Raw genomic sequence first — 25,492 nt, forward strand, 5'->3', positions numbered from 1 at the left:
GGGCCAGGCGCCCGGCATCCCGCGGCAAGGTGCGATGCGATGCAGTGCGTCCGGCTAGAGCTGGATGCCCTCGAAGCTGGTGATCAGCACCAGCCCCTCGCCCACCCTGGGTTGCGCGGCATTGGCGATGGTGTCGGCCGCACGGACCAGGTCGCCGAAATCGAGCCCGGCCTGGGCTTCGATCTTCGCGATCGGCACGCGCCAGTGGTTCACGTCCACCGACGGCAACGGCTGCGGCGCGCCCAGGCTGTGCCGGGCCTCCGACAACAGCTTCGACTGATCGACCACCAGCCCCACCGCCTTGGGCCCGGCCTGCCCCTTCCAGACCACGACCTTGAAGAACGACGAAGGGATCTGCACGTCGTCGGCCCAGAGGTCGATCTTGTCGTCGAAGATCGGCCCCTGGAAGACGACCAGCCTGCGTTTGGTGTCACCGGCCAGCGTGCCGTTTTCGAGCACATAGCGCTCCAGCCCCTGCCAGTACTTGGCGCTCTGGTTGAACCTGAAATGCTGGGGCGAGCAATTGGTGAAATGGAAGGTGTCGGCATTGGCCCGCGCGGCCTCTTCCGGCGTGCCCCAGGTCGGATCGGTGCGGCGCGTCAGGTGGCCGCGATCGAAGTAGGTGGACCACGCCGAATAGAAGGTCTGGTCCAGCACAAGGCTCGCGCTGATGCGCGGGTCCTTGAACCAGACCTCGCCTTCCGAGGCATTGGCCTGGCCGGTCTTGCGGTCGACATCGAGGTAGGTCTCGCCGTCGATGTTCGTCGCCGTGAACGCGGCGATCCGCTTCGACTTGTTCACCTTCAGGCTGAAGTGCTCGTACTTCAACTCCCCTTCCGCCGCGCCCGCCTCGCCGGCGCGCAGCGAAGCGATCTGCCTGGCCAGCGCGGGCGAGGGTTGCGGCAACGGCAGCTCCAGGCCAGGAATGAACCCCGAGTCGTAGCCGTTGCGATTGCCGTAGTCCTGGTCGACCTGCACCGCCTCTGCGCCACGGGTCAGCACCTTCGGCTGCAAGGCGGCGGGCGATGGCACCGGCGCGGAAGACGTCGATGCCACGGCAACACCCGGCTGCATCTGCGATTGCACCGCCTGCCCGATGCTGATCGTCAATTCGACGGGCACGGTCAGTCGGATCGATTGTGGGGAAGGCGACGCGCTCGAAGTGGCCATGGTGTGCTCCGTGGTGGGGTTCGTGATGTCGATGACCTTGGCCTCCTGCGCCGAGGGCCGGGGCGGCGAAAGCCTGCGGTCGCCCGCTGCGGCCGGCGTGCTGGCGGCCACGGCGAGCGCCTCGCGCAGCAGGGCTTGCCACTCTGCGGGCAACCCGCTCATGCGGCTCGCAAGGTCGCGGTAGATGGCGCTGATGCGCACGCCTTCGTTCACGTTTCTCGGCACCTCGCTGCCGAAGGTGTCGCGGTCGATGAAGGGCTCGCCCCAGTGGTGAAGGGCCACCAGTTGCCAGTCGTCGTTGAACACCGGCGAGCCTGACGAACCCTGCTCGGTGTCGGTCTCGTAGAGCAGCGTACGGTCGGTGCGCGCCGTGAGGATGTTGTTGCGCACCGTGATCATCTTCGGCCAGCCCGAGGGGTGCTGGACGATGTTCGTGTTCATCCCGAGCACGTGCTTGTCGGGCTGGTCCGACAGCGCGCAAAAACCCAGGTCGCCCGCCTCGGCCAGGCCCGACTGCCTGCGGCCCAGCGCGATCAGGGCGTAGTCGAGCTGGTCGTCGGGCGAGAACAGCGCAAAGCGGTCGGGGTCGAGCAGGAAGGTCGTGGTCGGCTTCGGAACGCCGCGCTCGTCGAGCTCGCGAAAGAAGGTCACCTGGGCGCCCCGCGCCGCAGTCGCGTCTTCGATCACGTGGCGGTTGGTGATCAACAGGTTCGGGCTGACCATGAAGCCGGTGCCGATCTCCGCCTTGGTGCCGTAGTTGACCTCGACATAGCCGACCGCCCTGGCACTGAGCGCGCCCTGCGACAGGAATCCGACCCGCTGGAAATCTTCGGTGCTGCCGGTGATGGACTCCGCGCCGCTGGACGACATCAGCATGCGATGCCGCACGGCATAGGCGCGCGACCGGTCGACGTCCGGCTCGGCCTCGCGCCAGCGGCCCGAGGCCACCAGCTTGCGCACCTGCTCGCGCGCCTGGGCGGTGCGCTCCACGCAGTCCTGAAAAGCGCCGATCGCGTCCTCGTTCATGGCGGTCCCCTTGCGAAGGCGCGGGGTTCAGATGAACCGCGCGACGCGGTTCATTGGATCGGCGAAAGGCGTCAGTGGCATGACACCCGAGGACTGCGCGAACCCCGGAGCGGTTCGGCCGCGGCGTGGCGTCAGTTCGACTTTGCCGCGCGCCTCAATGCATCAGGGTCCAGTACCGTCAAGGCGCTGTATTCGAGGCCGATGGCCCCGGTGTCCGCCAGTGCCTTCAGCTCCTTGTTGATCGCCTGCCGATTGGCCTGCAGCATCGTCGCGAGACTGGACTGCGACAGCTGCAAGCGAACGCCGCCTTGTGCGGTGCGGCTGCCGTAGAGCGCGGCAAGGCGCTCGATCGTGGCGGCCACGCGCCGTTGCAAGGCGCCTTCGATCTGGCTGCGCAGCGTTTCGACGTGCGCGGCGTGCTGCTGCACGAGCATGAACAGCATTCCCTTCCAGAGCATCGGGTCCGCGTCGAGTATCGAGAGGATCAGCGGAGTGGGCATGTGAATCGCCACCACGTCGCTGTGGGCGCTGAAGTCGTAGGCCGCGCGCTCTGCGTTGCCGAAGACCTGGGTCATGCCCATGACCACGCCGGGGCCCAGCAGCATCACGACCGATCGCTCGCCCTGCGGAGACACACGTGCCGCCATCGCTTCGCCGTAAACGATCAGGAAGGTTTCGGCCGGCGTCCGCAGCTCGCTCGAGAAGACATCCCCCCGCAGATGGCGTCCGACACGGGAATGCGAAAGGAGCTTTTCCATCGCCACGCGCGACCAGGATGAAAAGGCCGGCACCGTGCGCAACTCGGCGCTCATGAGCATTGCGTCTGCAATGGAGGCGCGCAATTGGCTCATGCGGGAACCGCGTCATTCAGTGGCGCGGAAGGCCGCGACATTCTCTGCAGCGCCGGCGCGTCGAGGATCACGATCTCGTTGTATTGAATCCTGACCACGCCCAACGCAGCCCAGGCCGACAGTTGCTTGTTCACCGATTGGCGGCTGACCTGCAGGATGTCCGCAAGGCTCTGCTGGCTCAGGCGAATGCGTATGGCGTCTTTCTCGATCGCCCGAACGCCGTAGAGCGCAGCAAGCTGCGCCACGACGCTGGCAAGCCGCTGCGCCAGCGAGCCGACGATCTGGCCGATGACCAGGTCGATCTGCGTGCGCTCCTGCTGCAGCACCATGCGGGCCATGTGCTTCCAATGCAACGGGGCCTTGTCGAGAAACCCGAAGAGCAGATGCCCCGGCATGTGGATCGCCACCACCTCGTCGTTCGCGATGTATTCAAGGATGCGGCCACCCAGATCGAGCATGTACGAAATGCCGAGGATGTGGCCCGGCCCCCGCAATGCCCAGCTCAGGCGGACGCTTTCGGACGAGGTTTCGACATGCACGACATGGCCGGACACGATCACGAAGATGGTTGGCTCGCCCGCCTGGACATTGGCCGACAGCAGGCTCCCGCGCTCATGCCAGCAGAGCGTGGAAGCGGCGACGAGCTGGCTCATGGCGACGGGCGCCCACTCGGCAAAGCAGGGCATTTCTCGCAATGTGCTTTCGATCAGCTCTTTGTGGTTCAAGCGAAGCCTGGCATTGGCCGCTTGGCTCTCTTGACGGGGGGATCGGTCGGTCGTTCCGGCAGACATTCGCGCTGCCGGACTCACGGGTACCCAATGAATTCGTTCTGCAAACGCAATGCGACTTTGTCGGACACCAATGTGTCTATCAAGTCAACGCTGAACGTGTCATTCGCACGAGACTTTTCAATCCGTTTTTCTTCTCGAAAGACGCTGGCACCGAGATTGCAGAACTCGCCTGCAGTCATTGCCAATTCCAGGTGATCGCTCTCCAAAGCAGCAACCAGAGATAAACGATATTTCATCTCGAATGTCGAGTTAAAAGAGGGCTCGATGCTGAAGGTTGGCTCGTGCATTGGGAATCATCATTTCTGCAAATCCAAATCACATAAATGAACAACCTCAACTGGAACGATCTGCGCTACGTGCTCGCGGCCGTGCGCAACGGATCGGCCGCCGCTGCAGCCCGTGCGATGCAGGTGTCGCACGCCACGGTCTTGCGACGGCTCCAGGAGGTCGAGGCCAGTTTCGGTTTGAAGATATTCGGCCGCACGCCGGGCGGGCACGCGCTGACGAAGGAAGGACAGGTGGTGTTCGAGCTGGCTGAATCCGTCGAAGCCCAGGTGGGCAGGACGCAACGCCTGGTCGACGCGCAGGGCTCGGAGATGGAAGGAGAAATCCGGTTCACGACAACCGACTCCCTCTTCGCAGCGGCCGTCATGCCGCTTCTGGCGTCGTTCCATGGGCAGTTCCCCACCATCAAGGTCCGCACGTCGATCGGCAACGCGTTGCTGGACATCGAGAACCACGCGGCCGACGTGGCGCTTCGCCCCTCCATCGCGCCGCCCGATTCGCTCGTGGGGCTCCGGTTGTGCCGTGTCGACTTTGCCGTTTATGCATCGCGGACTTACCTGTCGCGCAACACCGCCAGATCGCCCAGGGACATGGCTTGGCTGATGCCCGACGAATCGCTGTCGCGCACGCCCATCTTCCGCTGGCTGAAGGAGAGCCTAGCGCCCTCGCATGTGCAGCACGCCTTCGACTCCTTCGTTGCGCTGCGCCGGGCGGCCGAGGCCGATCTGGGGGCGACCGCCCTGCCGCGGTTTCTCGGTCGCGCGTCGGCCACCCTCGTTGCCTTGGGCAACATTCCAAGATCGGCGTCCGCCGACCTGTGGCTGTTGACGCACCCGACCTTGCGCCACAGCCGGCGCGTGCAGGTGTTCATGGACCACATTGCGCAGGGCATTCGCGCGCAGCGGGCAGCGTTCGAGTCGGGCGCCGACCTCCAGGAATGGTCCGCCGAACGCGATCTGCGATGGCGGCCGGATGAATGGGCCGACGGCGAGCCTTCGGGGTGATCCGGCCGCGCCAGCCGCCATCCTGGCGCCCCGGAACAGCCGGGAATACCCTCTGACCGCTCCGAATTCTTCTTGCCTACATTTCTTGCATGCAAGACAAGGCATTGCTTGCATGCAAAAACTCGACAAAACAGTCTGGCAACAGACAGGAGATTCCATGCCTCGCTTCGCCAAATCGCTTTTCGGTCAGGTGGTCATCGCGCTAGTGCTCGGCGTGCTCGTGGGGCTGTTTGCGCCCGAGTACGCCGTCAAGCTCAAGCCGCTGGGTGACGGGTTCATCAAGCTGATCAAGATGATCATCCCGGTGCTGGTGTTCTGCGTGGTGGTGCACGGCATCGCCGGCGCGGGCGACCTGAAGCGCGTGGGCCGGGTGGGCGTGAAGTCGCTCATCTACTTTGAGGTGCTGACCACCGTCGCACTGGCGATGGGCCTGGTGCTGGCCTTCGTGTTCCAGCCGGGCGCGGGCATGAACGTCGACCCGGCCAAGCTCGACCCGGCCGCAATGAGCGCCTATGCCTCGACCGCCGACAAGCTCACGAGCGGCGGCACGGTCGAGTTTCTGATGAAGCTCATTCCGACCACGGTGGTCAACGCCTTCGCCACCGGCGACGTGCTGCAGGTGCTGCTGTTCGCGGTGCTGTTCGGCTGCGCGCTCACGCTGCTGGGCGAGCGCGGCAAGCCGGTGGCCGTGGTGGTCGACGCGCTCTCGCTGGTGCTGTTCAAGATCATGGGGATCATCATCAAGCTGGCGCCGCTGGGCGTGCTGGGCGCCATCGCCTTCACGGTGGGGCAGTACGGCATCGGCTCGCTCAAGCAGCTGGGCATGCTGGTCGCCCTGTTCTACGGCGCGGTGCTGATCTTCGTGTTCGTGGTGCTGGGGCTGGTGATGCGCATGTCGGGCTTCAGCCTGGTCAAGCTGCTGCGCTACCTGCGCGAAGAGCTCACCATCGTCTTTGCCACCACATCGTCGGACAGCGTGCTGCCGCAGGTCATGGCCAAGCTGCGTCGCATGGGCATCCGCGATTCGACGGTGGGCCTGGTGATTCCCACGGGCTACTCGTTCAACCTCGACGCCTTCTCGATCTACATCACGCTGGCCGCAGTGTTCATCGCGCAGGCGACCAACACGCCGATCTCGATGGCCGACCTGCTGACGATCCTGGCGATCGCGCTGGTCACGTCCAAGGGCGCGCACGGCGTGCCGGGCTCGGCCATCGTGGTGCTGGCCGCCACGCTGCATGCGATTCCGGCGATTCCTGCCATCGGGCTGGTGCTGGTGCTGTCGGTCGACTGGTTCATGGGCATCGCCCGCGCACTGGGCAACCTGATCGGCAACTGCGTGGCGACCGTCGCGATTGCCGCATGGGAAGGCGACATCGACCGCGAGCGCGCGCACGCGGTGCTCGACGGCACCTTCTCCCCCGACGACGAGCCGCTGGCCGAGCCCGATGCCGCGCCCGTGGTAAACAGCGGCACCGCCGCCGCCGCATCGCGCGGCCACTGAAGCGAACGAAGAGAAAGAAGAGAAGCAAGACCCATGGCCACCGACGTCAGCCCCACCGCCATCGCCGAGCGCGTCGTCGAGGCCATCCTCGCGCAGAAGCTCGCGCCGGGCGAGCGGCTCGGCGAGCAGGCGCTGGCCGAGAACTTCTCGGTGAGCCGCACGATGGTGCGCGAGGCGCTCATGCAACTGCAGGCGCGCGGCTTCGTCGAGGTGCAGTCGCGCCGCGGCTGGTACGTGGTGGAGCCTTCGGCCGAAGAGGCGCGCGATGCCTTCTCGGCACGCCGCATCGTCGAGGCCGGCATCCTGGCCGCGAGCGAAGGCCGGCCGCTGGCCAAGGTGATCCGCAAGCTGCGCGACCACATCGCCGACGAGCGGCGCGCCATCGAAGGTGCCGACGCCGCCACACGCGCCTTCTTGCTGGCCGACTTCCATGTGTGCCTGGCCGAGCAGATGGGGCACCAACTGCTGGTCGACGTGCTGCGCGACCTCACGGCACGCACCACGCTGGCCGCCACGCTCTACCAGTCGAAGCACGAGGCCGGGCAGTCGTGCGCCGAGCATGGCGCCATCGTCGCCGCGCTCGAAGCGGGCGATACCGACAAGGCGCGGCAACTGATGCTCGACCACATCGGCAATGTCGAACGCGCGCTCGAAGTGGATGCCACCGCCGAGCCCGACGCGCCGAGCCGGCTGCGCGCCACGCTGGCGCCGGTGGCCCTGCCGCGCGCCAAGCGCTGAAGCCAGCTGTGCATTAGTGCCGGCGGCCGCTACCAATCCGATAGCGCGTATCGACCGTCACGCGTCCGTTTCAGGCGGATTCGCCATGCAACCCCACGGCACCGCACGAGGGCGCTCCGGCTGACACGGACCCGGCTTCCGGCTCGGCTACAGTCCGAGACACTTATGAACTCACCCCAACTCCAGCGCGGCGTGTTTCTCGCCCTTCTCGCCGCCGTGACCGCCGCCTTCATCTGGGTGCTGATGCCGTTCTTCGGCGCGGTGCTCTGGGGCGTGGCGCTGGCGATCCTGTTCACGCCGCTGTTCAAGTGGCTGCTCAAGAAGATGCCCGGCAAGCCCAACGTTGCGGCCCTTTCCACGCTGACCATCTGCCTGTTCATCGTGATCCTGCCGCTGGCGATGGTGGGCGTGTCGCTGGTGCAAGAGGTGGCGCTGGTCACGCAGAGCATCCGTTCGGGGCAGCTGAACTTCGCGGCCTACTTCCAGCAGATCCTCGATGCGGCGCCGCAGTGGCTGCTGAACCTGGTCGAGCGCTTCAACCTGGGCGACATGGCGGCCTGGCAGGCACGCATCTCGGCCATCGCGGGGCAGGCCAGCCAACTCATCGCGAGCCAGGCGCTGGCCATCGGGCAGAACACCTTCGACTTCGTCGTCAGCTTCTTCGTGATGCTGTACCTGCTGTACTTCCTGGTGCGCGACGGCGCGACGCTGTCCAAGACCATGCGCGACGCCGTGCCGCTGGCCAAGCCGCACACGCACTACCTGCTCAACAAGTTCACCACCGTGATCCGTGCCACCGTCAAGGGCAACGTGGCCGTGGCCATCGCGCAGGGCACGCTCGGCGGGCTGGCCTTCTGGTTCCTGGGCGTGCAGGGCGCGCTGCTGTGGGCGGTGCTGATGGCCTTCCTGTCGCTGCTGCCGGCCGTGGGCGCGGCGCTGATCTGGGGGCCGGTGGCCATCTACTTCCTGGCCACGGGGCACTTCTGGCAAGGCGGCGTGCTGATCTTCGTGGGCGTGTTCGTGATCGGCCTGGTCGACAACATCCTGCGCCCGCTGCTGGTCGGCAAGGACACGCAGATGCCCGACTACATCGTGCTGATGTCGACCATCGGCGGCATGGCGATCTTCGGCATCAACGGCTTCGTGATCGGGCCGGTGATCGCGGCGCTGTTCATGGCCGCGTGGGGCCTGTTCGCGGACTCGGGCCACGTGGGCACGGGGCATGACCCGGTGGTGGAAGACGCGACGGGCGCACAAGGCACCGAAGGCGCCGAAGACAAGAAGAAGGGCCAGGGGAAGGCCTGAAACGCGGCAGGCAGGTAATGGGGCAGTGACGAGGCGCCCCGCTCCGGCCTGATCGCCTCGCTCCGTTTGCTCCCTTTGCTCCCTTTCCGCGCATTTCGCGCGCACATTCCCGCATTCCGTCGCATGGCGCTGGGCACCGCAAGGTGCCTGCGAGATCGTCGGGCCTCCAAACCCAGAAGAGGCCTGCCATGCACCTTTCCAAGTTCCCGTTCCGTCCGGCCGTGCGCGCCCTGTGCGCCGCCGCGATCCTTGCGCCCGTGGGCGCCCTTGCCGCCGACCTGAGCCTGAGCGTCGCCGACGGCCCCGCCGCCGACGCCACGCTCTACGCCGCGCTGTACAGCGACGCCGCCGGCTACGCCGACAGCAAGCCGGTCGCGTCGCAGACCACGCCGATGCGCGGCGGCAAGGCCCAGCTCGTGTTCCCCAACCTGGCACCGGGGCGCTACGCGCTGCGGGTGTTCGCCGACGAGAACGGCAACGGCAAGCTCGACACCAACCTCATGGGCATGCCGATCGAGCGCTACGGCTTCTCGAACGACGCCAAGGGCAACAGCGCCGCCCCCGACTTCGAGGCGGCGGCGATCCGCGTCGACGCCGACATGCAGACCGTCATTCACCTGCGCTGAGGTGCCCGCCATGGAACGACGCGAACTCCTGCGCCTGCTGGCATCGGCCGGCGCCCTGCCCCTTTTTGCCCCGCTGGCGCGCGCCGCCGGCACGGCCGACGCCACCGGCGGCGACAACTGGCAAGCCCAGTTCGAGGCCGCCAGCGCCCCCTGGAAGACGGGCTTTGCCACGCCCGCCAACGACCTGCCCCTGACCCGCGCCACCGTGCGCGGACGCTTTCCCGATGCCGTGGCCGGCACGCTCTTCCGTGTCGGCCCGGCCGGGCACGACATGGGCGGCGAGCGCTACCACCACTGGTTCGATGGCGACGGCATGGTGCATCGCTTCGTGATCGACGGGGCCGACGTGCGCCACCAGGGCCGCTACGTGGCCACGCCCAAGCGCGTGGCCGAGGTGCGGGCCGGCCATCGCCTGTACGAAACCTTCGGCACCATGCCGCCGGGCGGCGAGTCGCCGACGTCGGCCGACAGCATCAACGTCGCCAACACCAGCGTGCTGCCGCTGCAGGGCGAGGTGCTGGCGCTGTGGGAAGGCGGCTCGGCCACGCGCATCGACGCACGCACGCTCGACACGCTGGGCGTGAAGACCTGGCGCGCCGACCTTGCGGGCATGCCGTTCTCGGCGCACCCCAAGGTGGACCCGGACGGCACGGCGTGGAACTTCGGCGTCAGCTCCGGCCAGGGCCTGCTGGCGCTGTACGAGATCGCGCCCGAAGGCACGCTGCGCCGCGCCGCCGTGGTGCCGGTGGCCGACATGCCGATGGTTCACGACTTCGCGGTGACCGAGCGGCACCTCGTCTTTCTCATGCCGCCGCTGGTGTACGACAACAAGCGCAAGGAAGCCGGCTCAACCTTTCTCGATGCCCACGTCTGGCGGCCCGAACTCGGCATGCGCGCACTGGTCGTCGACAAGCACGACTGGGAGCGGCGGCAGATGCTCGAGCTGCCGGCGGGCTTTCTCTTCCACGTGGGCAATGCCTGGGAAGAAGACACGCCGCGCGGCACGCTGATCCACGTCGACTACGTGCGCTCGGACAACACCGATTCGGTGTTCATCTCCAACCGCGAGGTGATGCGCGCGCGCCGCGTGCGGGGCGCCGACCCGCACCTGACCGTGGCCACGCTGAACCTCGGCACCGGCAAGGCCACGCAGGTGGCGTTGGCGCAAGAGGCCGAGTTTCCGCGCATCGATCCGCGCCGCGTCGGCCTGCGCCATCGCCAGGTGGTGCACGCCACGCAGATCCGGCCCGACCTGCCCGGCTTCGGCGCGGTCGCGCGAACGGATGTCGAGACCGGCCGCAGCCAGCGCTTCAGCTACGGCGCGCAGGCCATCGTGGAAGAACACGTCTTCGTGCCGGACGGCAAGAAGCCCGGCTGGGTGCTGGGCACGGCGTTCGACTTCGGCCGGCAGAAGACGGTGCTGTCGTGCTTTGCGGCCGACCACCTTGCTGCGGGACCTGTGGCGCAGGCGACGCTGCCGTATGCGCTTCCCTTGGGGCTGCACGGGGCCTTTGTGCCGGCCTGACTTCGGAGGCTGCTCGAGGCCTCTGTTCGAGAGGCTGCAGATTGCCGCGGCGCTTCAAGGGAAGTGCATTGCGCGAACGCCAGAACGACAAACGGACCCCGAGGGGTCCGTTTGCTGGAAACCGTTCGCCCAGATCAGCCGGGTGTGTAGGTCATCTTCGTCACGAGCGCTGGCGATTTCGGATCAACGCCCTTGAGCAGTTGGCCTCGGTAGGGGCCTTCGGCAGCCAGCCACATCTCTTTCGTGGCGCCCATCGAGATCGCCGACACACCCACCGCGACCCTCAACGAGAACTTACACGTATCGAAGGTTCCCAACGGCGTTTCCAGCTTCTCCCGGCCGTGATAGGTGAGTTCGCCCATCGCCGGCAGGGAAGTCGTCGGATCGCTGCGACCATTGAAAGTCCTGGTCTCGATCACGGAAGATTGTTGGCTTGCAACCTGCCCGGCCTTCATGTCGACAGGAAACGAGAACGGCGGCGTAAAGACCTGGGAGACGGAAGAAACCCGATCCAGAACGAAACCTGGGCCCAGTGGAGCCCCGGCTTTCGGATCGATCTTGATCTCTTCGGTGAATGCTTTCCCGTAGAGCAGGATGCTGCCATTCACCAGATCCTTGTATTCCTTCTTGACCATCTTTCGCTGATACACAGAGGGAAAACTGGATGTTTCCGTGCCGACGTTGAAGGCCACCGGATTGGCGCCGGCAAACACCTCTCGTCCTTCGGTCACGCTTGTTCTCTGGAAGGCGGTGGTCGCGGGGTCCGCGCCCGGCTTCACCGCTTCGAACTCCAGGCGCGTTCCTTCGCGGAAGTCGGCTTCGTTGAAGCATGGCGCCGAACTGTCCGCCACGGGTGCGGGCGCCGGTGCCGGTGGCTGCGCTTGATCGGCCGCCGGTGCCGGCGCGGCGGCGATCGGCAATGCGGAGAATCCGCCGCCCCCACCGCCTCCGCATGCGGAAATCGCTACCGCTGCGGCCGCAACGGCGAGCAATCGCGCGCGCGGCATCGTTGAGTTGATATCTACTCTCTTCATGGTTCCTCCCTGTTGATGATCACTTCTGCTTATTGCAGGGAGCATATGTTTGACTTCGGCAGATCCACGCTCCCTCGCGCGAATTAAGTCACGAAGAATCCGACCAAAACCCTGAATGGCTTTGGTGAGAGGAACGCGGTCAATCACATACAGGCGCGGCAACGAAGCCGACCATTCGCCGGAGACGCTGATCGTGGCGTGCGTCTGTTCGACCCGCCAGCACCACGGCGGTTGAGCAATGCGGCCCCCGCCCTCAGACCGCCCACCACCCCTCGTCGAACCGCCCCTGCAGAAAAGCCACGAAGCCCGACACCTTCCCCGGCACCAGCTTGGGCGATGGAAAGACGGCGTGGATCTCCTGCTCGGGCAGCGCATGGTCTGCCAGCACCGAGACCACCTTGCCCGCGGCCAGCGACTCGCTCGCCACATAGCGCGGCATCAGCGCAATGCCCAACCCATCGCGCGCGGCCGCCAGCACGGCCGACAGGTTGTTCGAGCGGAAGCGCCCCGACACCGGCACCGTCACCGGCTCGCCCTTGGGCGTGTGCATGCGCCAGAACTCGTCGCCCACCACGCTGCTGTAGATCAGCGCCACGTGCGCGCTCAGGTCCTGCGCGCGCTTGGGCGTGCCGTGCTTCTTCAGGTAGCCCGGCGACGCGACCATGACCCACGGATTCGCGCCGAGGTAGCGCGCACCCAATGACGAATCAGCCAGCTTGCCCATGCGGATGGCCACGTCGATGCCTTGCGCGATGAGGTCGACATAACGGTCCTCGAAGCTCAGGTCGAGCTGCACCTGCGGATGCCGGCGCATGTACTCCAGCGCCAGCGGTACCACCACGCGCCGCCCGAAAGCCACCGACGTGCCCACGCGCAAGAGGCCCTGCGCCTGGTTCTGCCGCAGCTGCACGATGCTGTCGGCCTCTTCGGCCTCGCGCACGATGGTCTTGCACTTCTCGTAGTACAGCGCGCCCGGCTCCGTGAGGCTCACGCCGCGCGTGTTGCGGTTGAGCAGCCGCACCTTCAGCCGCGCCTCGGTGGCCGCGACCTGCTTGGTCACGGTGGGCTGCGTGGTGTTGAACTCGCGCGCCGCCTTCGAGAAGCTGCCGGTCTCGACCACGCGCACGAACATTTCCATTGCCAAGAGACGGTCCATGGCCGGATGTTAGTCACTTATTCCGCCATGGAATAGGTTTTATGGCCCGCAGCCGTCTTCTTCGAATGCGCCCCGCTTCCTACAGTGAGGCCACCTCAAGGAGACATTCAATGGCAAAGATGACAGCGGTCCAGGCTGCGGTTCTGGTGATGGAAAAGGAAGGCGTGACGCAGGCCTTCGGCGTGCCCGGCGCGGCGATCAACCCGCTGTATTCGGCGCTGCGCCAGCGCGGCACCGTCTCGCACATCCTGGCGCGCCACGTCGAGGGGGCCTCGCACATGGCCGAGGGCTACACCCGCGCCGTGGCCGGCAACATCGGCGTGTGCATCGGCACCTCGGGTCCGGCGGGCACCGACATGATCACCGGCCTGTACTCGGCCTGGGCCGACTCCATTCCCATTCTTTGCATCACCGGCCAGGCGCCGCGCGCGCGCCTGTACAAGGAAGACTTCCAGGCGGTCGACATCGAGTCGATCTCCAAGCCCGTCACCAAGTGGTCGGTCACAGTGCGCGAGCCCGGCCAGGTGCCGCAGGTCTTCCAGCAGGCCTTCCACCTGATGCGCTCGGGCCGCCCCGGCCCCGTGCTGATCGACCTGCCCTTCGACGTGCAGATGGCGCAGATCGAATTCGACATCGACGCCTACCAGCCGCTCACCCCCTACAAGCCGGCTGCCACCCGCGCGCAGGTTGAAAAGGCCATCGGCATGCTGAACGCCGCCGAGCGTCCGCTGATCGTGGCCGGCGGCGGTGTCATCAACGCCGATGCGGCCGACCTGCTGGTTCGCTTTGCCGAAGCCACCGGCGTGCCGGTGATTCCCACGCTGATGGCCTGGGGCGCGATTCCGGACGACCACCCGCTCATGGCCGGCATGTGCGGCCTGCAGACCAGCCACCGCTATGGCAACGCGACCATGCTGGCGAGCGACTTCGTGCTGGGCATCGGCAACCGCTGGGCCAACCGCCACACCGGTTCGGTCGAGGTCTACACCAAAGGCCGCACCTTCGTGCACGTCGACATCGAGCCCACGCAGATCGGCCGCGTGTTCACGCCCGACTTCGGCATCGTGTCCGACGCCAAGGCCGCGCTCGAGCTCTTCGTGCAGGTGGCCGAGGAGATGAAGGCCGCCGGCAAGCTGCCGAGCCGCAGCGCCTGGGCCGGCGAATGCCGCGACCGCAAGAAGACGATGCTGCGCAAGACCAACTTCGCCGACGTGCCGATGAAGCCGCAGCGCGTGTACCAGTGCATGAACAACAACCTGGACCGCGACACCTGCTACGTGAGCACCATCGGCCTGTCGCAGATCGCGGCGGCGCAGTTCCTGCACGTGTACAACCCGCGCCACTGGATCAACTGCGGCCAGGCCGGCCCGCTGGGCTGGACCATTCCCGCCGCGCTGGGCGTGCGCGCCGCCGACCCGACGCGCAAGATCGTCGCGCTCTCGGGCGACTACGACTTCCAGTTCATGATCGAAGAACTGGCCGTGGGTGCGCAGTTCAAGCTGCCGTACATCCACATCGTGGTCAACAACTCCTACCTCGGCCTGATCCGCCAGGCGCAGCGCGGCTTCGAGATGGACTACTGCGTGCAGCTCGCGTTCGACAACATCAACGCGGCACCCGACAGTGGCATCGAGCGCAGCTACGGCGTGGACCACATGAAGGTGGTCGAGGGCCTGGGCTGCAAGGCGATCCGCGTGAGAAAGCAGGAAGAGATGGCGCCCGCCATCGCCCGGGCCGAAGCCCTGATGGCCGAGTTCAGCGTGCCCGTGGTCATCGAGGTGATGCTGGAGCGCGTGACCAACATCGCGATGGGCACCGAGATCGACGCCATCAACGAGTTCGAACCGCTGGCCGAGAGCACGGCCGATGCACCCACGGCCCTTGCCGTGGCGATGCTGGACTGAGAGAGAACGCAAGAAAGAAAGCAAGAACGGAAGAGAGACAGACATGCCCAAGTTCGCAGCCAACCTCACGATGCTCTTCACCGAGCTGCCTTTCATGCAACGCTTCGAGGCCGCCGCCAAGGCCGGCTTCAAGGGGGTCGAGTACCTCTTCCCCTACGCCTTCGAGAAGAAGGAGCTGGCCGCCGCCCTGCGCGACAACGGCCTGCAGCAGGTGCTGCACAACCTGCCGGCCGGCGACTGGGACAAGGGCGAGCGCGGCATCGCCTGCCACCCCGACCGCACCGGCGAGTTCCGCGAAGGCATCGCCATGGCCATCGACTACGCGACCGCGCTCGGCTGCCTGCAGGTCAACTGCCTGATCGGCAAGATTCCGCCCGGTGCCGACATCAACGTCGTCAACCGCACGGTGCTGGACAACCTGCGGCTGGCCGCGCGCGAGCTGGAGGCCGCGGGCCTGCGCCTTCTGATCGAGCCGATCAACAGCTTCGACATTCCGGGCTTCTACCTCACGCGCACCGACAAGGCACTGGCGCTGATCGAGGCGGTGGGCTCGTCGAACCTGCGCGTGCAGTACGACATCTATCACGCGCAGCGCATGGAAGGCGAGCTGGGCAACACGCTCACCAAGCACCTCGCGCAGATCGGCCACATCCAGCTGGCCGACAACCCCGGACGCGGCGAGCCGGGCACGGGCGAAATCAACTACCCGTGGCTCTTCAGGCACATCGACGCGCTGGGCTACGACGGCTGGATCGGCTGCGAATACAAGCCGCGCACCGACACCGTCGCGGGACTCGGCTGGCGCGAAGCCCTCACGCAGCCGCAATGAACAACACAGGAAACACAGACATGGCAACCCAGCAAAAAATCGGATTCATCGGCCTCGGCATCATGGGCGCGCCCATGGCGGGGCACCTGCTCGACGCGGGCTTCGAGCTCTTCGTGAACACGCACGGCAACACGCCGGAGCCCTTCGTTTCGAAGGCGACCATCTGCGCCTCGGGCGCCGAGGTGGCGCGCAAGGCCGACATCATCTTCATCATGGTGCCCGACACGCCCGACGTCGAGAAGGTGCTGTTCGGCGAACCCGGCAAGGAAGGCGTGGCCGCGGGCCTGAAGGATTCGCACGGCAAGATCGTGGTCGACTGCAGCTCCATCGACCCGATCGCGACGAAAGACTTCGCACGCCGCATCACGGCGCTGGGCGCGGGCTACATCGACGCCCCGGTCTCGGGCGGCGAAGTGGGCGCCAAGGCCGCGAGCCTGACGATCATGTGCGGTGGCGAAGAAGGTACCTTCGGCCGCGTGAAGCCGCTGCTCGAGAAGATGGGCAAGAACGTCACGCTGGTGGGCGGCGCGGGCGACGGCCAGGTCTGCAAGGTGGCCAACCAGATCATCGTGGCGCTGAACATCGCGGCCGTGGGTGAAGCGCTGGTGTTCGCCTCGAAGGCCGGTGCCGACCCGGCCAAGGTGCGGCAGGCGCTGATGGGCGGCTTTGCCAGCTCGCGCATTCTGGAAGTGCATGGCGAACGGATGATCAAGCGCACCTTTGCGCCGGGGTTCCGCATCTCGCTGCACCAGAAGGACCTGAACCTGGCGATGCAGAGTGCGCGTTCGCTTGGCGTGTCGTTGCCGCAGACGGCCAATGCAGCGCAGCTCATGAATGCCTGCTCGGCGCTGGGCTATGGCCAGCTCGACCATTCGGCGCTGGTGAAGGCGCTTGAAGCGCTGGCCCAGCACACTGTTTCGCCGGACTGAGGCTCCTTGAAGGGCTGCGCAGGGGTCGGAGTCATTCGGGGTGCGCGCGGATGACACCGGGTACTCCCCTCCGCGAATGTCCCCCGGGGCTGCGCCCCTCCTCCTTTATTTCGCTGCGGGGAGCACCCGGTGCCATTCGCACAAGGCACGCTGCGTGTGTACAGCCGATCAACAGTGCTCTGACAACGCTCACGCTGGCGGCGTGCTCCCCGCAGCGAAATAAAGGAGGAGGCCGAAGGCCGGGGGACATTCGCGGAGGGGAGTACGCCGTCGGCGTGAGCGACGCCCCGAATGCGCCGGGAACCATGCCCCGGCCCCACGCATGAGATCAGCTCTTCGCAGTTTCCAGCGATTCCTTGAGATTGCGCCGGCGCCACGCCCAGGTCTTGATGGCCTGCGGCAGGATGCCGACGCACGACGCGTAGTACGTCACCTTGAAGCCCCAGAAGCGCGGCCCGATGGGCGTGTTGCGGAACAGGTCGCCGGCCAGGATGGACAGCAGCGCCTCCTGCATGCGCCAGATGTTGCGCGGCGCCATGAACAGGCGGCGGATGGCCGGCGAGGTGATGCGGTAGATGAACCACGAGAACATCTTCGGCCCGCGCTTCATGACCTTCTCGTAGTGTCGGAAGGCCTTCTCGGCCTCCTTCGCCTCGCCCTTGAGCCAGAAGTCGGCCGCGGTGGCGGCCTCGAAGCCGCTGTTCATCGCCAGGTACACGCCCGACGAGAACATCGGATCGACGAAGGCATAGGCGTCGCCGACCATCATGAAGCGGTCGCCGCGGCAGAACTTCGAGTCGTAGGCGTAGTTGCCGGTCGAGGTCGCGCCTTCCATCAGCGTGGCGTTCTTCAGACGCGCGGCCAGCTTGGGCGCCAGCGCGATGGTTTCCATCAGGAACTCTTCGAGCGACCCCTTGCGGCGCTTGAAGTAGGCCGGCGATGCCACCGCGCCCACGCTCACCGTGCCGTCTTTCAGCGGGATGTACCAGAACCAGCCATGGTCGAACCAGAACAGCGAAATGTTGCCCTCGAAGCGGCCCGGCCGGCGCTCGGCATTGGCGAAGTGGCCATAGAGCGCGGCACTGGCGTGCTTGCGGTTGCGCTGCTTGGCGTCGAACTGGTTCGACAGCAGCGTGTCGCGCCCACTCGCATCGATCACGAAGCGCGGGCGCCAGCTGGTTTCGGTGCCGTCGTCGGCCTTGACCTTCACCAGCGGGCGGTTGTCGGGCATTCCCTTGCCGGCATCCATGTCCACGCCGGTGACGCGCTGGCCTTCGAAGGTGCGGGCGCCGCGCTTGCCGGCATGGCGGAACAGCAGTTCGTCGAATTCCGAGCGGCGCACGTGCACGGCATAGGGAAAACTCTTGTCCATCGCCTGGCCGAAGTCGAAGTGGCTGCTGTGGTCATGCCAGGGCGAGACGAACTCGGCACCGTGCTTGCGCAGGCCGATGGCCTCGACCTCGGTGCGAACGCCCAGCCGGTCGAACAGCGGCATGTTCATCGGCAACAGCGATTCGCCGATGTGAAAGCGCGGATGCTGCGCCTTCTCGATCAGCACCACGTCGTGCCCCTTGTCGGCAAGCAGCGCCGCCACGGTGGAGCCCGAAGGGCCGCCGCCGATGACGACGACGTCCGGGTCGGTGCCGATGAAAGGTCCGGGTGTCATGCGCTGCCCCTCTGTTGTCGTTTTGTATCGTGGTTGACGATGCCCCAATTAACTTTGGGTAACAGTGCCGCAGTTTAGCGAACCGGCCAACCGGGCCGATCAGGCGGAAGATATGCATCCAGGTGTTATCGATCCAGGCCTTTTCGGCATTCACCCTGAAAGAACAAGCCGCACTTTTGCGGTAGCCTCATTGCCCGTCAGAAACAAGGAGACATTCATGGCTGCACCCCTTTCCCCCGCAGAAGAAGCACTTCGCGAAGCAGCGCGCGAATACCACCGCTCGCCCGTCAAGGGCAAGATCTCGGTCACCCCGACCAAGCCCCTGCTGAACCAGCGCGACCTGTCGCTGGCCTATTCGCCAGGCGTGGCCTATCCCTGTCTCGACATCGCGGCCGACCCGGCCCTGGCCACCGAATACACCGCCCGCGGCAACCTCGTGGGCGTGGTCACCAACGGCACGGCCGTGCTGGGCCTGGGCAACATCGGTCCGCTGGCCGCCAAGCCGGTGATGGAAGGCAAGGGCTGCCTGTTCAAGAAATTCGCCGGCATCGACGTGTTCGACATCGAGCTGGCCGAGAACGACCCCGACAAGCTGGTCGAGATCATCGCGGCGCTGGAGCCCACGCTGGGTGGCATCAACCTCGAAGACATCAAGGCGCCCGAGTGCTTCTACATCGAGAAGAAGCTGCGCGAGCGCATGAACATCCCGGTGTTCCATGACGACCAGCACGGCACGGCCATCATCTCGGCCGCAGCCCTGCTCAACGGCCTGGAACTGGTCGGCAAGAAGATCGAGGAAGTGAAGATCGCGGTGTCGGGCGCCGGCGCCGCCGCCATCGCCTGCCTGGACGTGATGGTGGGCCTGGGCGCCAAGCCCGCCAACATCTACGCCTGCGACTCCAAGGGCCTGATCTACGCCGGCCGTGCCGGTGGCTTCGACGAATCCAAGACGCGCTACGCCCAGAAAGACACCGGCGCCCGCACCCTGGCCGACGTGGTCAAGGACGCCGATGTGTTCCTCGGCTGCTCGGCTCCCGGCGTGATGTCGGCCGAGATGGTCAAGACCATGGGCACGCAGCCGATCATCCTGGCGCTGGCCAACCCCGAGCCCGAGATCCGGCCCGAGCTGGCCAAGGCCGTGCGGCCCGACTGCATCATCGCCACCGGCCGTTCGGACTATCCGAACCAGGTCAACAACGTGCTGTGCTTCCCGTACATCTTCCGCGGCGCGCTCGATTGCGGCGCCACCAAGATCACGGAAGAAATGAAGCTGGCCTGCGTGCGCGAGATCGCCGAGCTGACCAAGGCCGACATCAGCGAAGAAGTGGCCACCGCCTATGCCGGCCAGGAGCTGGCCTTCGGCCCCGACTACATCATTCCGAAGCCCTTCGATTCGCGCCTGATCCTGCGCATCGCGCCGGCCGTGGCCAAGGCCGCCGCTGCCTCCGGCGTGGCCACGCGCCCGATCGAGGACATGGAGAGCTACCGCCAGCACCTGACGCGCTTCGTCTACCAGACCGGCATGTTCATGCGCCCGGTGTTCACCGCCGCCAAGCTGGCCACGGCCAAGCGCGTGGCCTATGCCGAAGGCGAAGACGAGCGCGTGCTGCGCGCCGCACAGCTGGCCGTCGACGAAGGCCTGGCAAGGCCGATCCTGGTGGGCCGCCCCGCCGTGATCGAGGCGCGCATCAAGAAGGCCGGCCTGCACATCCGCGTGGGCACGGACTTCGAGATCGTCAACCCCGAGGACGACCCGCGCTTTCGCATCTACTGGGAGAGCTTCCACAAGCTCATGGGCCGCCGCGGCGTCACGCCCGAGGCCGCCAAGACGATGGTGCGCCGCTCCAACACCACCATTGCCGCGCTGATGCTGCACCTGGGCGATGCCGACGCGATGATCTGCGGCCTGGTCGGGCGCTTCGACGTGCACCTGGAGCACATCCGCAACCTGATCGGCCTGAAGCGCGGCGCACCGGGCTTCGCGACGCTGAACGCGCTCACGCTCGAAAAGCGCACCGTCTTCATCACCGACACCAACGTGAACGAAGACCCGAGCGCCGAGCTGCTGGCCAGCATCGCGATGATGGCCGCCGAGGAAGTGCGCCGCTTCGGCATGCCGCCGAAGGTGGCGTTCCTCTCGCACTCGAACTACGGCACCTCGAGCCGCGCCTCGGCGCGCAAGATGCGGCTGGCGCGCGACCTGTTCTCGCAGATGGCACCCGACATCGAGTGCGACGGCGAAATGCATGGCGACTCGGCCCTGTCCGAAGAAGTGCGCCGCACCGCCCTGCCCGAGACCACGCTCACCGGCGAAGCCAACCTGCTGGTGTGCCCGAACCTCGACTCCGCGCACATCCTCTACAACGTGCTGAAGATGACCGGCGCCAACGGCATCACGGTCGGCCCGATCCTGTTGGGTGCGGCAGGCTCGGCGCATGTGCTGACGCCTACGTCGACCGTGCGGCGCATCGTCAACATGACGGCGCTGGCAGTGGCCAACGCGACGACGGCGCTGAAGTAAGCCTGATCTCGCATCATTGAAAGCGCCCCGCTGCGGCCATCGCAGCGGGGCGTTTTTCTTGATGCCGCTCAGGCGTAGAAAGGCGATGCGATGGGTACCTGCGCCGGGTCGAAGACATTCCAGGCCAGCAGTTCTTCAGCCTCTGGCGGCGGCTCACAGCCACCCACGCGGCTGGGCTTCCAGCCGAAGCGCTGCTTCGTATCGGCCAGCGCTTCGGCACGCTTGAATGCGGCCAGCGCCGAGTCGATGACGGGCACGCCCAGAACATCCTGCAGCTGTCTGTAGAAGCCGAACTCCAGCGTGCAGCCGAGGATGAGCGCCTCGGCGCCGTCTTCGTCGATGGCGCGCCGGCCCTGCTCGACCATGCGGCGCACGGTCTCGTTGCGGTCGCGCTGGAAGTCTTCCACGCCCAGCTGCAGCGCGCGGCACGAGGCCAGCAGATGGCCGTGGCCGTACTCGCGCACCCGCGACTCGATGCGCGGCACCCACTTGCGGCGCCCGACGATGATCGACACCTTCTGCGCCAGGTTCGATGCGATCTCGAACGACGCCTGGCATGGCGCGACCACCACCGTCTCGCCCGAAATCTCGCGCGCCTCGACCAGCACCGGGTCGTAGAAGCAGCCGACCACCACGGCGTCGAACTGCTTCACGGCGGCATCGCGCACCACGCGCACGATGTCGGCGCCCAACAGCGCCTCGTAGCTCTGGTATTCGACGTGGTGCTGCACCGAAGGGTTGCGCAGCGACACCACCTCGACCTCGGTGCCGGGGTTCTTCACTTCGGCGAACTCACGGGCAAAGCGCTCGTTGTAGGTGTCGTTGCCGACCGTTCGTATCCATCGCACGCGCAATGTCATGGTGATTGCTCCCTGTGTGGGTTTGAACGGATCAGGCCAGCGCTTCTTCTTCAGGCGCGAAGGCCTCGCCCAGCGACTTTTCGAGTGGCCGGTACAGCTCGGGCATGAACATCGTGCGCGAGAGCAGCAAGCGCGCGCGCGGTGCCACCAGCACGCGCAGCTTCGCGCCCTGGCGCACATGCGCCGACACCACCGGCTTGCCGTCGTCCGAGAAGGTCATTACCAGATCAGGGAAGCGCGCGATGCGCTTGCCGCCTTGCTCCAGCAGCATGTATTCGTTGATGAAGCGCAGCGTGGTGCCGGCCGTGTCGTCGAGTTCGACCACGCCCACGTCCAGCCCTTCCTGCTGCTCGCAGCGGTAGGTGCGCACGGTGCCCTCGGCCACGATGCGGCCATCGAGCGAACGGGCCACGGCATCGACACCGCCATCAAGGTAGGTCTGGCCCAACGCAATCGCATGGCTGATGGCGCCCGGCGCACCGTGCTGGCGGGCGTAGCCCACGCTCACCGGATTGCGCGCCACGGCCACGAGGCCGCCCGCCTCGACCGAGGCGCGGCGCACCACGGCGGAGGTCTGTTCGAGCCGGCCCGACACCACGCCTTCGACATAGCGGTGCGGCTCGCCGCCCGAATAGGCCTGCACCGACAGGTAGTCGGGCTCGGTGTGCAGGCCCAGCGCGCCCATCACGCTCGACGGATGCGCGCGGCCGTTGCAGGCCAGGTCGATCACGGGCAGGCCGGTCATGGCGGCGTGGAACCAGCCGTTGACCGTGGTCTCGGCACCGTTCTCGTTGGCATGCAGGCCGACCAGCTTCTGCCCCGCGGGCAGCTCGCGGCGCAGCAGTTCGAGCGTGCGCAGCAGGTGTGCGGGTTGCACATGCGGATCGGGCGCGGCCGGTGCGCCGACCAGCGCCATCGTCGCGGTGAGCGCCGCAGGGTCGAACTCGTCGATGCTCCACAGCTGCGGCGTGCCGACCTGCAGCGCGAGCTTCGCGGCGCGCTCGCCGGCTTCGATCAGCCCGCCACCGCCGCCACCGAGGATGGCGCCGCCCCAGATGGCCGCGCGAACGTCGTCGCTTGTCAGATTGCGTTTCATGGATTCGTTGTTCCTGTGTGATGAAGGGAAGAAAAAAGAAAGGTGCGCAGCGCTACTTGCGCAGGCTCTTCACGGCGCCGGAGAAGAAACTGTAGAGCGCATCGCCCGCGATCACGCCGCCTGCAAACACTTCGAGCTTTTCGCGCGCGGACGCGCCGACCACGCGATGCACGACGAGGCGGCAGGCGATGCCGGCCGCGACCATCCAGCCGGCCATCGGGCTCGCGATGAGCAGGCCGGTGGCGAACAGCACGCCCAGTTGCTGGCGCGAGCCGCCCAGCACTTGCAGGATGGCGCCGGGAATGGCCCACAGCGCCAGGTTGCGCGCCGTGTCGCCCGAGATGCCGGCCTTGATGGCGGCCACATAGGCGGCGTTGATGGGCGCCGTCTGGTGGTTGGCGAAGAACATCCTGTAGGTGCAGGCGACCACGACGATGGCCACCGCGAAGCCCACCATGCCGGCGATCATCTGTTCGCGCCGGCCGTCCAGCTCGAAAGCCGTGCCCGAGGTCTCGCCGCGCAGGATGTGGCCCGCCTTCAGGTCGTAGCCCATGTCCGCGAAGGCCGGCCCGGTGGCGGCGGAGAAGCCGGCCAGCACCACCAGCGCCTCGGGCGGAAAGCCGATCAGGATGCCGATGAGCAGCGAGATCAGCGCCACCGCGAACGCGGGGAACCAGCCCGAGTGCATCGCCGCGATGCCGACGATCAGCTCATGCACGAAGGCCGCGAAGGTGCCGTAGATGACGAAGCACACGAGCATCGCGGGCGACATGCCGGTGTAGACGCCGGTGCCCGCGGCCAGCAGCACCATGATCGCCAGATAACCGACGCTGCCCAGCCGCAGCGAGCGGCCCAGCGCGGTGGCGCCACGTGCCTCTTGCGTGTCGGTGGCTGCATTGCGCGAGCCGCTATCGCGCTTCTTCAGCACCACGCGCCCCACCTGCACCAGCGCGACGATGCCGGCGCCGATCATCATGCCGTGCGGCACGTACAGCGCGCCGATGTCCATGCCGAAGAGCGGCGTCGAATAGCCGCGCACCAGCAGCCCGATGCCGAAGGCGATCATCGCGCCGAGGCCACCGATCAGCGCCACGCCGAAGGCCGACATCGGCAGCTTGAACACCGCGCCCGCCACGCCCGTCGCCAGCCCGCCGAGCAGCAGCCAGGCCTGCTTGCCACCACCGTCGCCGGCCTTGATGGCCTCGGCCGCGGCAATGCCCAGCGGCCACGGGTTCTTCGCCGGAAAGGCGGGCGTGTCGAACATGCGATAGAGCAGCCACGCGTCGAGCAGCATCGCCAGGCTCACGCCCACCAGCATCGGCACCACCATGTCGGGCAGGCCGAAGAGAAAGGGAATGCCGATCGGCAGGAACAGGCTGTTGGCCGCGCCGAAGGTGGCCGATGAAATGCTGGTCTGCGCCAGGTTCTGCGCATGCACCGAGCGAAAGCCACGGAACATCGCCAGCGGCACGCGCGCCAGCGTCATGGCTGCGAGCGCGCCGATCAGCGAAGTGCTCGGCGTGATGCCCAGGCTCGCCAGCATCTGGATGCCGACGATGGCACCGAACACGCTCAGCACCACGGTAAGGATCAGGTTCGCAGGCGCCAGCGCTTTCGGATGGGGGGCGCTCGATGCCTGCGCGGCCGGCCAGGCTTTCGATGCAGCGCCTTCGTCGTGCAGCGGCACGGCCGCCGTCACTTCATGGGTCATGGTCATTCCTTGAAAGTTCCATTTTTTGGAACTCAATCCAATAAAATAGAACCGAATGATAGGACGGCGCAATCCGCTGTCAAGGCGCGTTCGCACCCATCCGGGAAGACCCCGATGCGGTCGAACCTATGATCCCCAACCCGCCACAAGCCAAGAAATATGAGCACCCTCGCCAACGCCATGGACGTCCTGAAGCTGATCGCGCGGCTGCGCCGCGACATCACCGTGACGGACGTGGTGACCGAGCTGGGCCTGCCGAAAAGCTCGGCCTCGCGCACGCTGAGCATGATGGCCAGCTACGGTTTTCTCGACCGCGACGCGGCCACGCGCGCCTACCGGCCGGGCGGCGTGATCATGGAAGCCTCGTACCACTTCCGCGCCTCGCGCAACGCGGCATCGCTGGTGGAAGAGGCGCTCGATGCCCTGGTGCGCGAGACCAGCTTCACCGGCTACATCAACGTGCTCGACGGCGTCGACACGCTGGTGATCCAGATGCGCACCGGCGCCGGCGCGCTGCAGATCTACACGCCGCCGGGCAGCCGCGCGCCGGCTTACTCGAGCGCCATGGGCCGTGCGCTGCTGGCCCGCCAAAGCGACGACGAAGTGGTCGCGCTGCTGGGCACCCGGCTTGACCAGGGCCGCGGCCATGCGCCGAAAACCCGCAAGGATCTGCTGGGCCGGCTGGCCGTCATCCGCGAGACCGGCTGGGCCTTGTCGCGCGGCGAATACGTGACCAACGTGGCCGGCATTTCGTCGGCGGTGTTCGACGCCGCCACGCGCCAGACCTACGCCTTCGGCATCGCGCTGCCGGCGGAGCTGCTGTCGGAGCCGCTCATCGAACGTTTCGGCGCGATCGTGCGCGATGCCGCCAGCAGCGTTGGCAAGCGGGTCGGCGACCCTTATTGGCTCGGCTTCGGTGCGCCGGATGCCTGAATCCCGGGGCTGAACCCCTGGAAGGTGC

At 66.6% G+C, this 25,492-nt stretch carries 21 protein-coding genes; 11 read left to right on the forward strand and 10 right to left on the reverse strand.

Annotated elements, in window-relative coordinates:
* Window positions 1-54: 54 nt before the first annotated feature.
* From ACGLHS_RS07605 to ACGLHS_RS07620, 4 genes are all read right to left on the reverse strand, one after another.
* Window positions 55-2,196 (reverse strand): DNA/RNA non-specific endonuclease, encoded by a 2,142-nt coding sequence (locus ACGLHS_RS07605; RefSeq protein WP_394478429.1) that lies wholly within the window; start codon window positions 2,194-2,196, stop codon window positions 55-57.
* Between the two features lie 131 nt (window positions 2,197-2,327).
* Window positions 2,328-3,047 (reverse strand): Crp/Fnr family transcriptional regulator, encoded by a 720-nt coding sequence (locus ACGLHS_RS07610; RefSeq protein ID WP_394478432.1) that lies wholly within the window; start codon window positions 3,045-3,047, stop codon window positions 2,328-2,330.
* Complete coding sequence (locus ACGLHS_RS07615) at window positions 3,044-3,772, reverse strand: Crp/Fnr family transcriptional regulator (protein ID WP_394478434.1); 729 nt, start codon at window positions 3,770-3,772, stop codon at window positions 3,044-3,046. Before ACGLHS_RS07615 ends, ACGLHS_RS07610 begins: the two co-directional genes overlap by 4 nt.
* Window positions 3,773-3,852: 80 nt before the next feature.
* Complete coding sequence (locus ACGLHS_RS07620) at window positions 3,853-4,125, reverse strand: hypothetical protein (protein WP_394478436.1); 273 nt, start codon at window positions 4,123-4,125, stop codon at window positions 3,853-3,855.
* A gap of 36 nt (window positions 4,126-4,161) precedes the next feature.
* On the opposite strand from ACGLHS_RS07620, the gene ACGLHS_RS07625 reads away from it, so the two are divergent.
* From ACGLHS_RS07625 to ACGLHS_RS07650, 6 genes are all read left to right on the forward strand, one after another.
* Window positions 4,162-5,127, forward strand: a complete 966-nt coding sequence (locus ACGLHS_RS07625; RefSeq protein ID WP_394478438.1) for a LysR family transcriptional regulator — start codon at window positions 4,162-4,164, stop codon at window positions 5,125-5,127.
* Window positions 5,128-5,284: 157 nt separating this feature from the next.
* Entirely contained in the window at window positions 5,285-6,631 is a 1,347-nt protein-coding gene (locus tag ACGLHS_RS07630) for a C4-dicarboxylate transporter DctA (protein ID WP_394478440.1), read from the forward strand.
* 33 nt (window positions 6,632-6,664) lie between these two features.
* Window positions 6,665-7,369, forward strand: a complete 705-nt coding sequence (locus ACGLHS_RS07635) for a GntR family transcriptional regulator (RefSeq protein WP_394478442.1) — start codon at window positions 6,665-6,667, stop codon at window positions 7,367-7,369.
* A 165-nt stretch (window positions 7,370-7,534) separates the two neighbouring features.
* The gene (locus ACGLHS_RS07640) at window positions 7,535-8,674 is read left to right on the forward strand and encodes an AI-2E family transporter (protein ID WP_394478444.1); all 1,140 of its coding nucleotides are present in this window, start codon (window positions 7,535-7,537) and stop codon (window positions 8,672-8,674) included.
* A 188-nt stretch (window positions 8,675-8,862) separates the two neighbouring features.
* Window positions 8,863-9,300: a DUF2141 domain-containing protein gene (locus ACGLHS_RS07645; protein ID WP_394478446.1), complete on the forward strand. Its 438-nt coding sequence runs from the start codon at window positions 8,863-8,865 to the stop codon at window positions 9,298-9,300.
* A 10-nt stretch (window positions 9,301-9,310) separates the two neighbouring features.
* Entirely contained in the window at window positions 9,311-10,825 is a 1,515-nt protein-coding gene (locus ACGLHS_RS07650; protein ID WP_394478448.1) for a carotenoid oxygenase family protein, read from the forward strand.
* Window positions 10,826-10,959: 134 nt separating this feature from the next.
* Here ACGLHS_RS07650 and ACGLHS_RS07655 read toward each other — a convergent pair whose 3' ends face one another.
* Together ACGLHS_RS07655 and ACGLHS_RS07660 are read right to left on the reverse strand one after the other, a co-directional pair.
* Window positions 10,960-11,859: a hypothetical protein gene (locus ACGLHS_RS07655; protein ID WP_394478450.1), complete on the reverse strand. Its 900-nt coding sequence runs from the start codon at window positions 11,857-11,859 to the stop codon at window positions 10,960-10,962.
* Between the two features lie 253 nt (window positions 11,860-12,112).
* Window positions 12,113-13,015 (reverse strand): LysR substrate-binding domain-containing protein, encoded by a 903-nt coding sequence (locus ACGLHS_RS07660; RefSeq protein WP_394478452.1) that lies wholly within the window; start codon window positions 13,013-13,015, stop codon window positions 12,113-12,115.
* Between the two features lie 110 nt (window positions 13,016-13,125).
* On the opposite strand from ACGLHS_RS07660, the gene gcl reads away from it, so the two are divergent.
* The 3 genes from gcl to ACGLHS_RS07675 are packed head-to-tail and all read left to right on the forward strand — an operon-like array spanning window position 13,126 to window position 16,677.
* Window positions 13,126-14,919: a glyoxylate carboligase gene (gene gcl / locus ACGLHS_RS07665; RefSeq protein ID WP_394478454.1), complete on the forward strand. Its 1,794-nt coding sequence runs from the start codon at window positions 13,126-13,128 to the stop codon at window positions 14,917-14,919.
* A gap of 43 nt (window positions 14,920-14,962) precedes the next feature.
* Window positions 14,963-15,748 (forward strand): hydroxypyruvate isomerase, encoded by a 786-nt coding sequence (hyi, locus tag ACGLHS_RS07670; RefSeq protein WP_394478456.1) that lies wholly within the window; start codon window positions 14,963-14,965, stop codon window positions 15,746-15,748.
* 20 nt (window positions 15,749-15,768) lie between these two features.
* On the forward strand, window positions 15,769-16,677 hold the full coding sequence (locus tag ACGLHS_RS07675; RefSeq protein WP_093238481.1) for a 2-hydroxy-3-oxopropionate reductase: 909 nt from the start codon (window positions 15,769-15,771) through the stop codon (window positions 16,675-16,677).
* Window positions 16,678-17,005: 328 nt separating this feature from the next.
* On the opposite strand, the gene ACGLHS_RS07680 is transcribed toward ACGLHS_RS07675, so the two are convergent.
* Window positions 17,006-18,343: an NAD(P)/FAD-dependent oxidoreductase gene (locus ACGLHS_RS07680; RefSeq protein WP_394478459.1), complete on the reverse strand. Its 1,338-nt coding sequence runs from the start codon at window positions 18,341-18,343 to the stop codon at window positions 17,006-17,008.
* Between the two features lie 217 nt (window positions 18,344-18,560).
* Here ACGLHS_RS07680 and ACGLHS_RS07685 point away from each other — a divergent pair, with 217 nt between their 5' ends.
* Window positions 18,561-20,864 (forward strand): NADP-dependent malic enzyme, encoded by a 2,304-nt coding sequence (locus ACGLHS_RS07685; RefSeq protein WP_093238478.1) that lies wholly within the window; start codon window positions 18,561-18,563, stop codon window positions 20,862-20,864.
* A 68-nt stretch (window positions 20,865-20,932) separates the two neighbouring features.
* Here the strand turns inward: ACGLHS_RS07685 and ACGLHS_RS07690 are convergent, their stop codons facing one another.
* From ACGLHS_RS07690 to ACGLHS_RS07700, 3 genes are read right to left on the reverse strand one after another with little or no spacing between them, the layout of a single operon-like run.
* Window positions 20,933-21,724 carry an aspartate/glutamate racemase family protein gene (locus tag ACGLHS_RS07690; protein ID WP_394478462.1) on the reverse strand — a complete coding sequence of 264 codons (792 nt, stop codon included), beginning with the start codon at window positions 21,722-21,724 and terminating at the stop codon, window positions 20,933-20,935.
* Window positions 21,725-21,755: 31 nt separating this feature from the next.
* The gene (locus tag ACGLHS_RS07695; protein WP_394478464.1) at window positions 21,756-22,820 is read right to left on the reverse strand and encodes a DUF917 family protein; all 1,065 of its coding nucleotides are present in this window, start codon (window positions 22,818-22,820) and stop codon (window positions 21,756-21,758) included.
* 52 nt (window positions 22,821-22,872) lie between these two features.
* Window positions 22,873-24,531 carry an OPT/YSL family transporter gene (locus tag ACGLHS_RS07700; RefSeq protein WP_394478466.1) on the reverse strand — a complete coding sequence of 553 codons (1,659 nt, stop codon included), beginning with the start codon at window positions 24,529-24,531 and terminating at the stop codon, window positions 22,873-22,875.
* Between the two features lie 159 nt (window positions 24,532-24,690).
* Between ACGLHS_RS07700 and ACGLHS_RS07705 the strand changes: the two genes are divergently transcribed.
* Window positions 24,691-25,464, forward strand: a complete 774-nt coding sequence (locus ACGLHS_RS07705; RefSeq protein ID WP_394478468.1) for an IclR family transcriptional regulator — start codon at window positions 24,691-24,693, stop codon at window positions 25,462-25,464.
* The last annotated feature ends 28 nt before the right edge of the window (window positions 25,465-25,492 follow it).

This window comes from Variovorax sp. VaC1 (genome assembly GCF_043658315.1).
Taxonomy (GTDB): domain Bacteria; phylum Pseudomonadota; class Gammaproteobacteria; order Burkholderiales; family Burkholderiaceae_C; genus Variovorax.

What these genes read in the sequence shown, in the direction of transcription:
- ACGLHS_RS07625 (WP_394478438.1), top strand. Translation starts at nt 4,162, where the DNA reads ATGAACAACCTCAACTGGAACGATCTGCGCTACGTGCTCGCGGCCGTG.
- ACGLHS_RS07695 (WP_394478464.1), bottom strand. Translation starts at nt 22,820, where the DNA reads ATGAAACGCAATCTGACAAGCGACGACGTTCGCGCGGCCATCTGGGGC.
- hyi (WP_394478456.1), top strand. Translation starts at nt 14,963, where the DNA reads ATGCCCAAGTTCGCAGCCAACCTCACGATGCTCTTCACCGAGCTGCCT.
- ACGLHS_RS07680 (WP_394478459.1), bottom strand. Translation starts at nt 18,343, where the DNA reads ATGACACCCGGACCTTTCATCGGCACCGACCCGGACGTCGTCGTCATC.
- ACGLHS_RS07605 (WP_394478429.1), bottom strand. Translation starts at nt 2,196, where the DNA reads ATGAACGAGGACGCGATCGGCGCTTTTCAGGACTGCGTGGAGCGCACC.
- ACGLHS_RS07705 (WP_394478468.1), top strand. Translation starts at nt 24,691, where the DNA reads ATGAGCACCCTCGCCAACGCCATGGACGTCCTGAAGCTGATCGCGCGG.
- ACGLHS_RS07610 (WP_394478432.1), bottom strand. Translation starts at nt 3,047, where the DNA reads ATGAGCCAATTGCGCGCCTCCATTGCAGACGCAATGCTCATGAGCGCC.
- ACGLHS_RS07650 (WP_394478448.1), top strand. Translation starts at nt 9,311, where the DNA reads ATGGAACGACGCGAACTCCTGCGCCTGCTGGCATCGGCCGGCGCCCTG.
- ACGLHS_RS07660 (WP_394478452.1), bottom strand. Translation starts at nt 13,015, where the DNA reads ATGGACCGTCTCTTGGCAATGGAAATGTTCGTGCGCGTGGTCGAGACC.
- gcl (WP_394478454.1), top strand. Translation starts at nt 13,126, where the DNA reads ATGGCAAAGATGACAGCGGTCCAGGCTGCGGTTCTGGTGATGGAAAAG.
- ACGLHS_RS07675 (WP_093238481.1), top strand. Translation starts at nt 15,769, where the DNA reads ATGGCAACCCAGCAAAAAATCGGATTCATCGGCCTCGGCATCATGGGC.
- ACGLHS_RS07635 (WP_394478442.1), top strand. Translation starts at nt 6,665, where the DNA reads ATGGCCACCGACGTCAGCCCCACCGCCATCGCCGAGCGCGTCGTCGAG.
- ACGLHS_RS07645 (WP_394478446.1), top strand. Translation starts at nt 8,863, where the DNA reads ATGCACCTTTCCAAGTTCCCGTTCCGTCCGGCCGTGCGCGCCCTGTGC.
- ACGLHS_RS07655 (WP_394478450.1), bottom strand. Translation starts at nt 11,859, where the DNA reads ATGAAGAGAGTAGATATCAACTCAACGATGCCGCGCGCGCGATTGCTC.
- ACGLHS_RS07690 (WP_394478462.1), bottom strand. Translation starts at nt 21,724, where the DNA reads ATGACATTGCGCGTGCGATGGATACGAACGGTCGGCAACGACACCTAC.
- ACGLHS_RS07700 (WP_394478466.1), bottom strand. Translation starts at nt 24,531, where the DNA reads ATGACCCATGAAGTGACGGCGGCCGTGCCGCTGCACGACGAAGGCGCT.
- ACGLHS_RS07630 (WP_394478440.1), top strand. Translation starts at nt 5,285, where the DNA reads ATGCCTCGCTTCGCCAAATCGCTTTTCGGTCAGGTGGTCATCGCGCTA.
- ACGLHS_RS07685 (WP_093238478.1), top strand. Translation starts at nt 18,561, where the DNA reads ATGGCTGCACCCCTTTCCCCCGCAGAAGAAGCACTTCGCGAAGCAGCG.
- ACGLHS_RS07640 (WP_394478444.1), top strand. Translation starts at nt 7,535, where the DNA reads ATGAACTCACCCCAACTCCAGCGCGGCGTGTTTCTCGCCCTTCTCGCC.
- ACGLHS_RS07620 (WP_394478436.1), bottom strand. Translation starts at nt 4,125, where the DNA reads ATGCACGAGCCAACCTTCAGCATCGAGCCCTCTTTTAACTCGACATTC.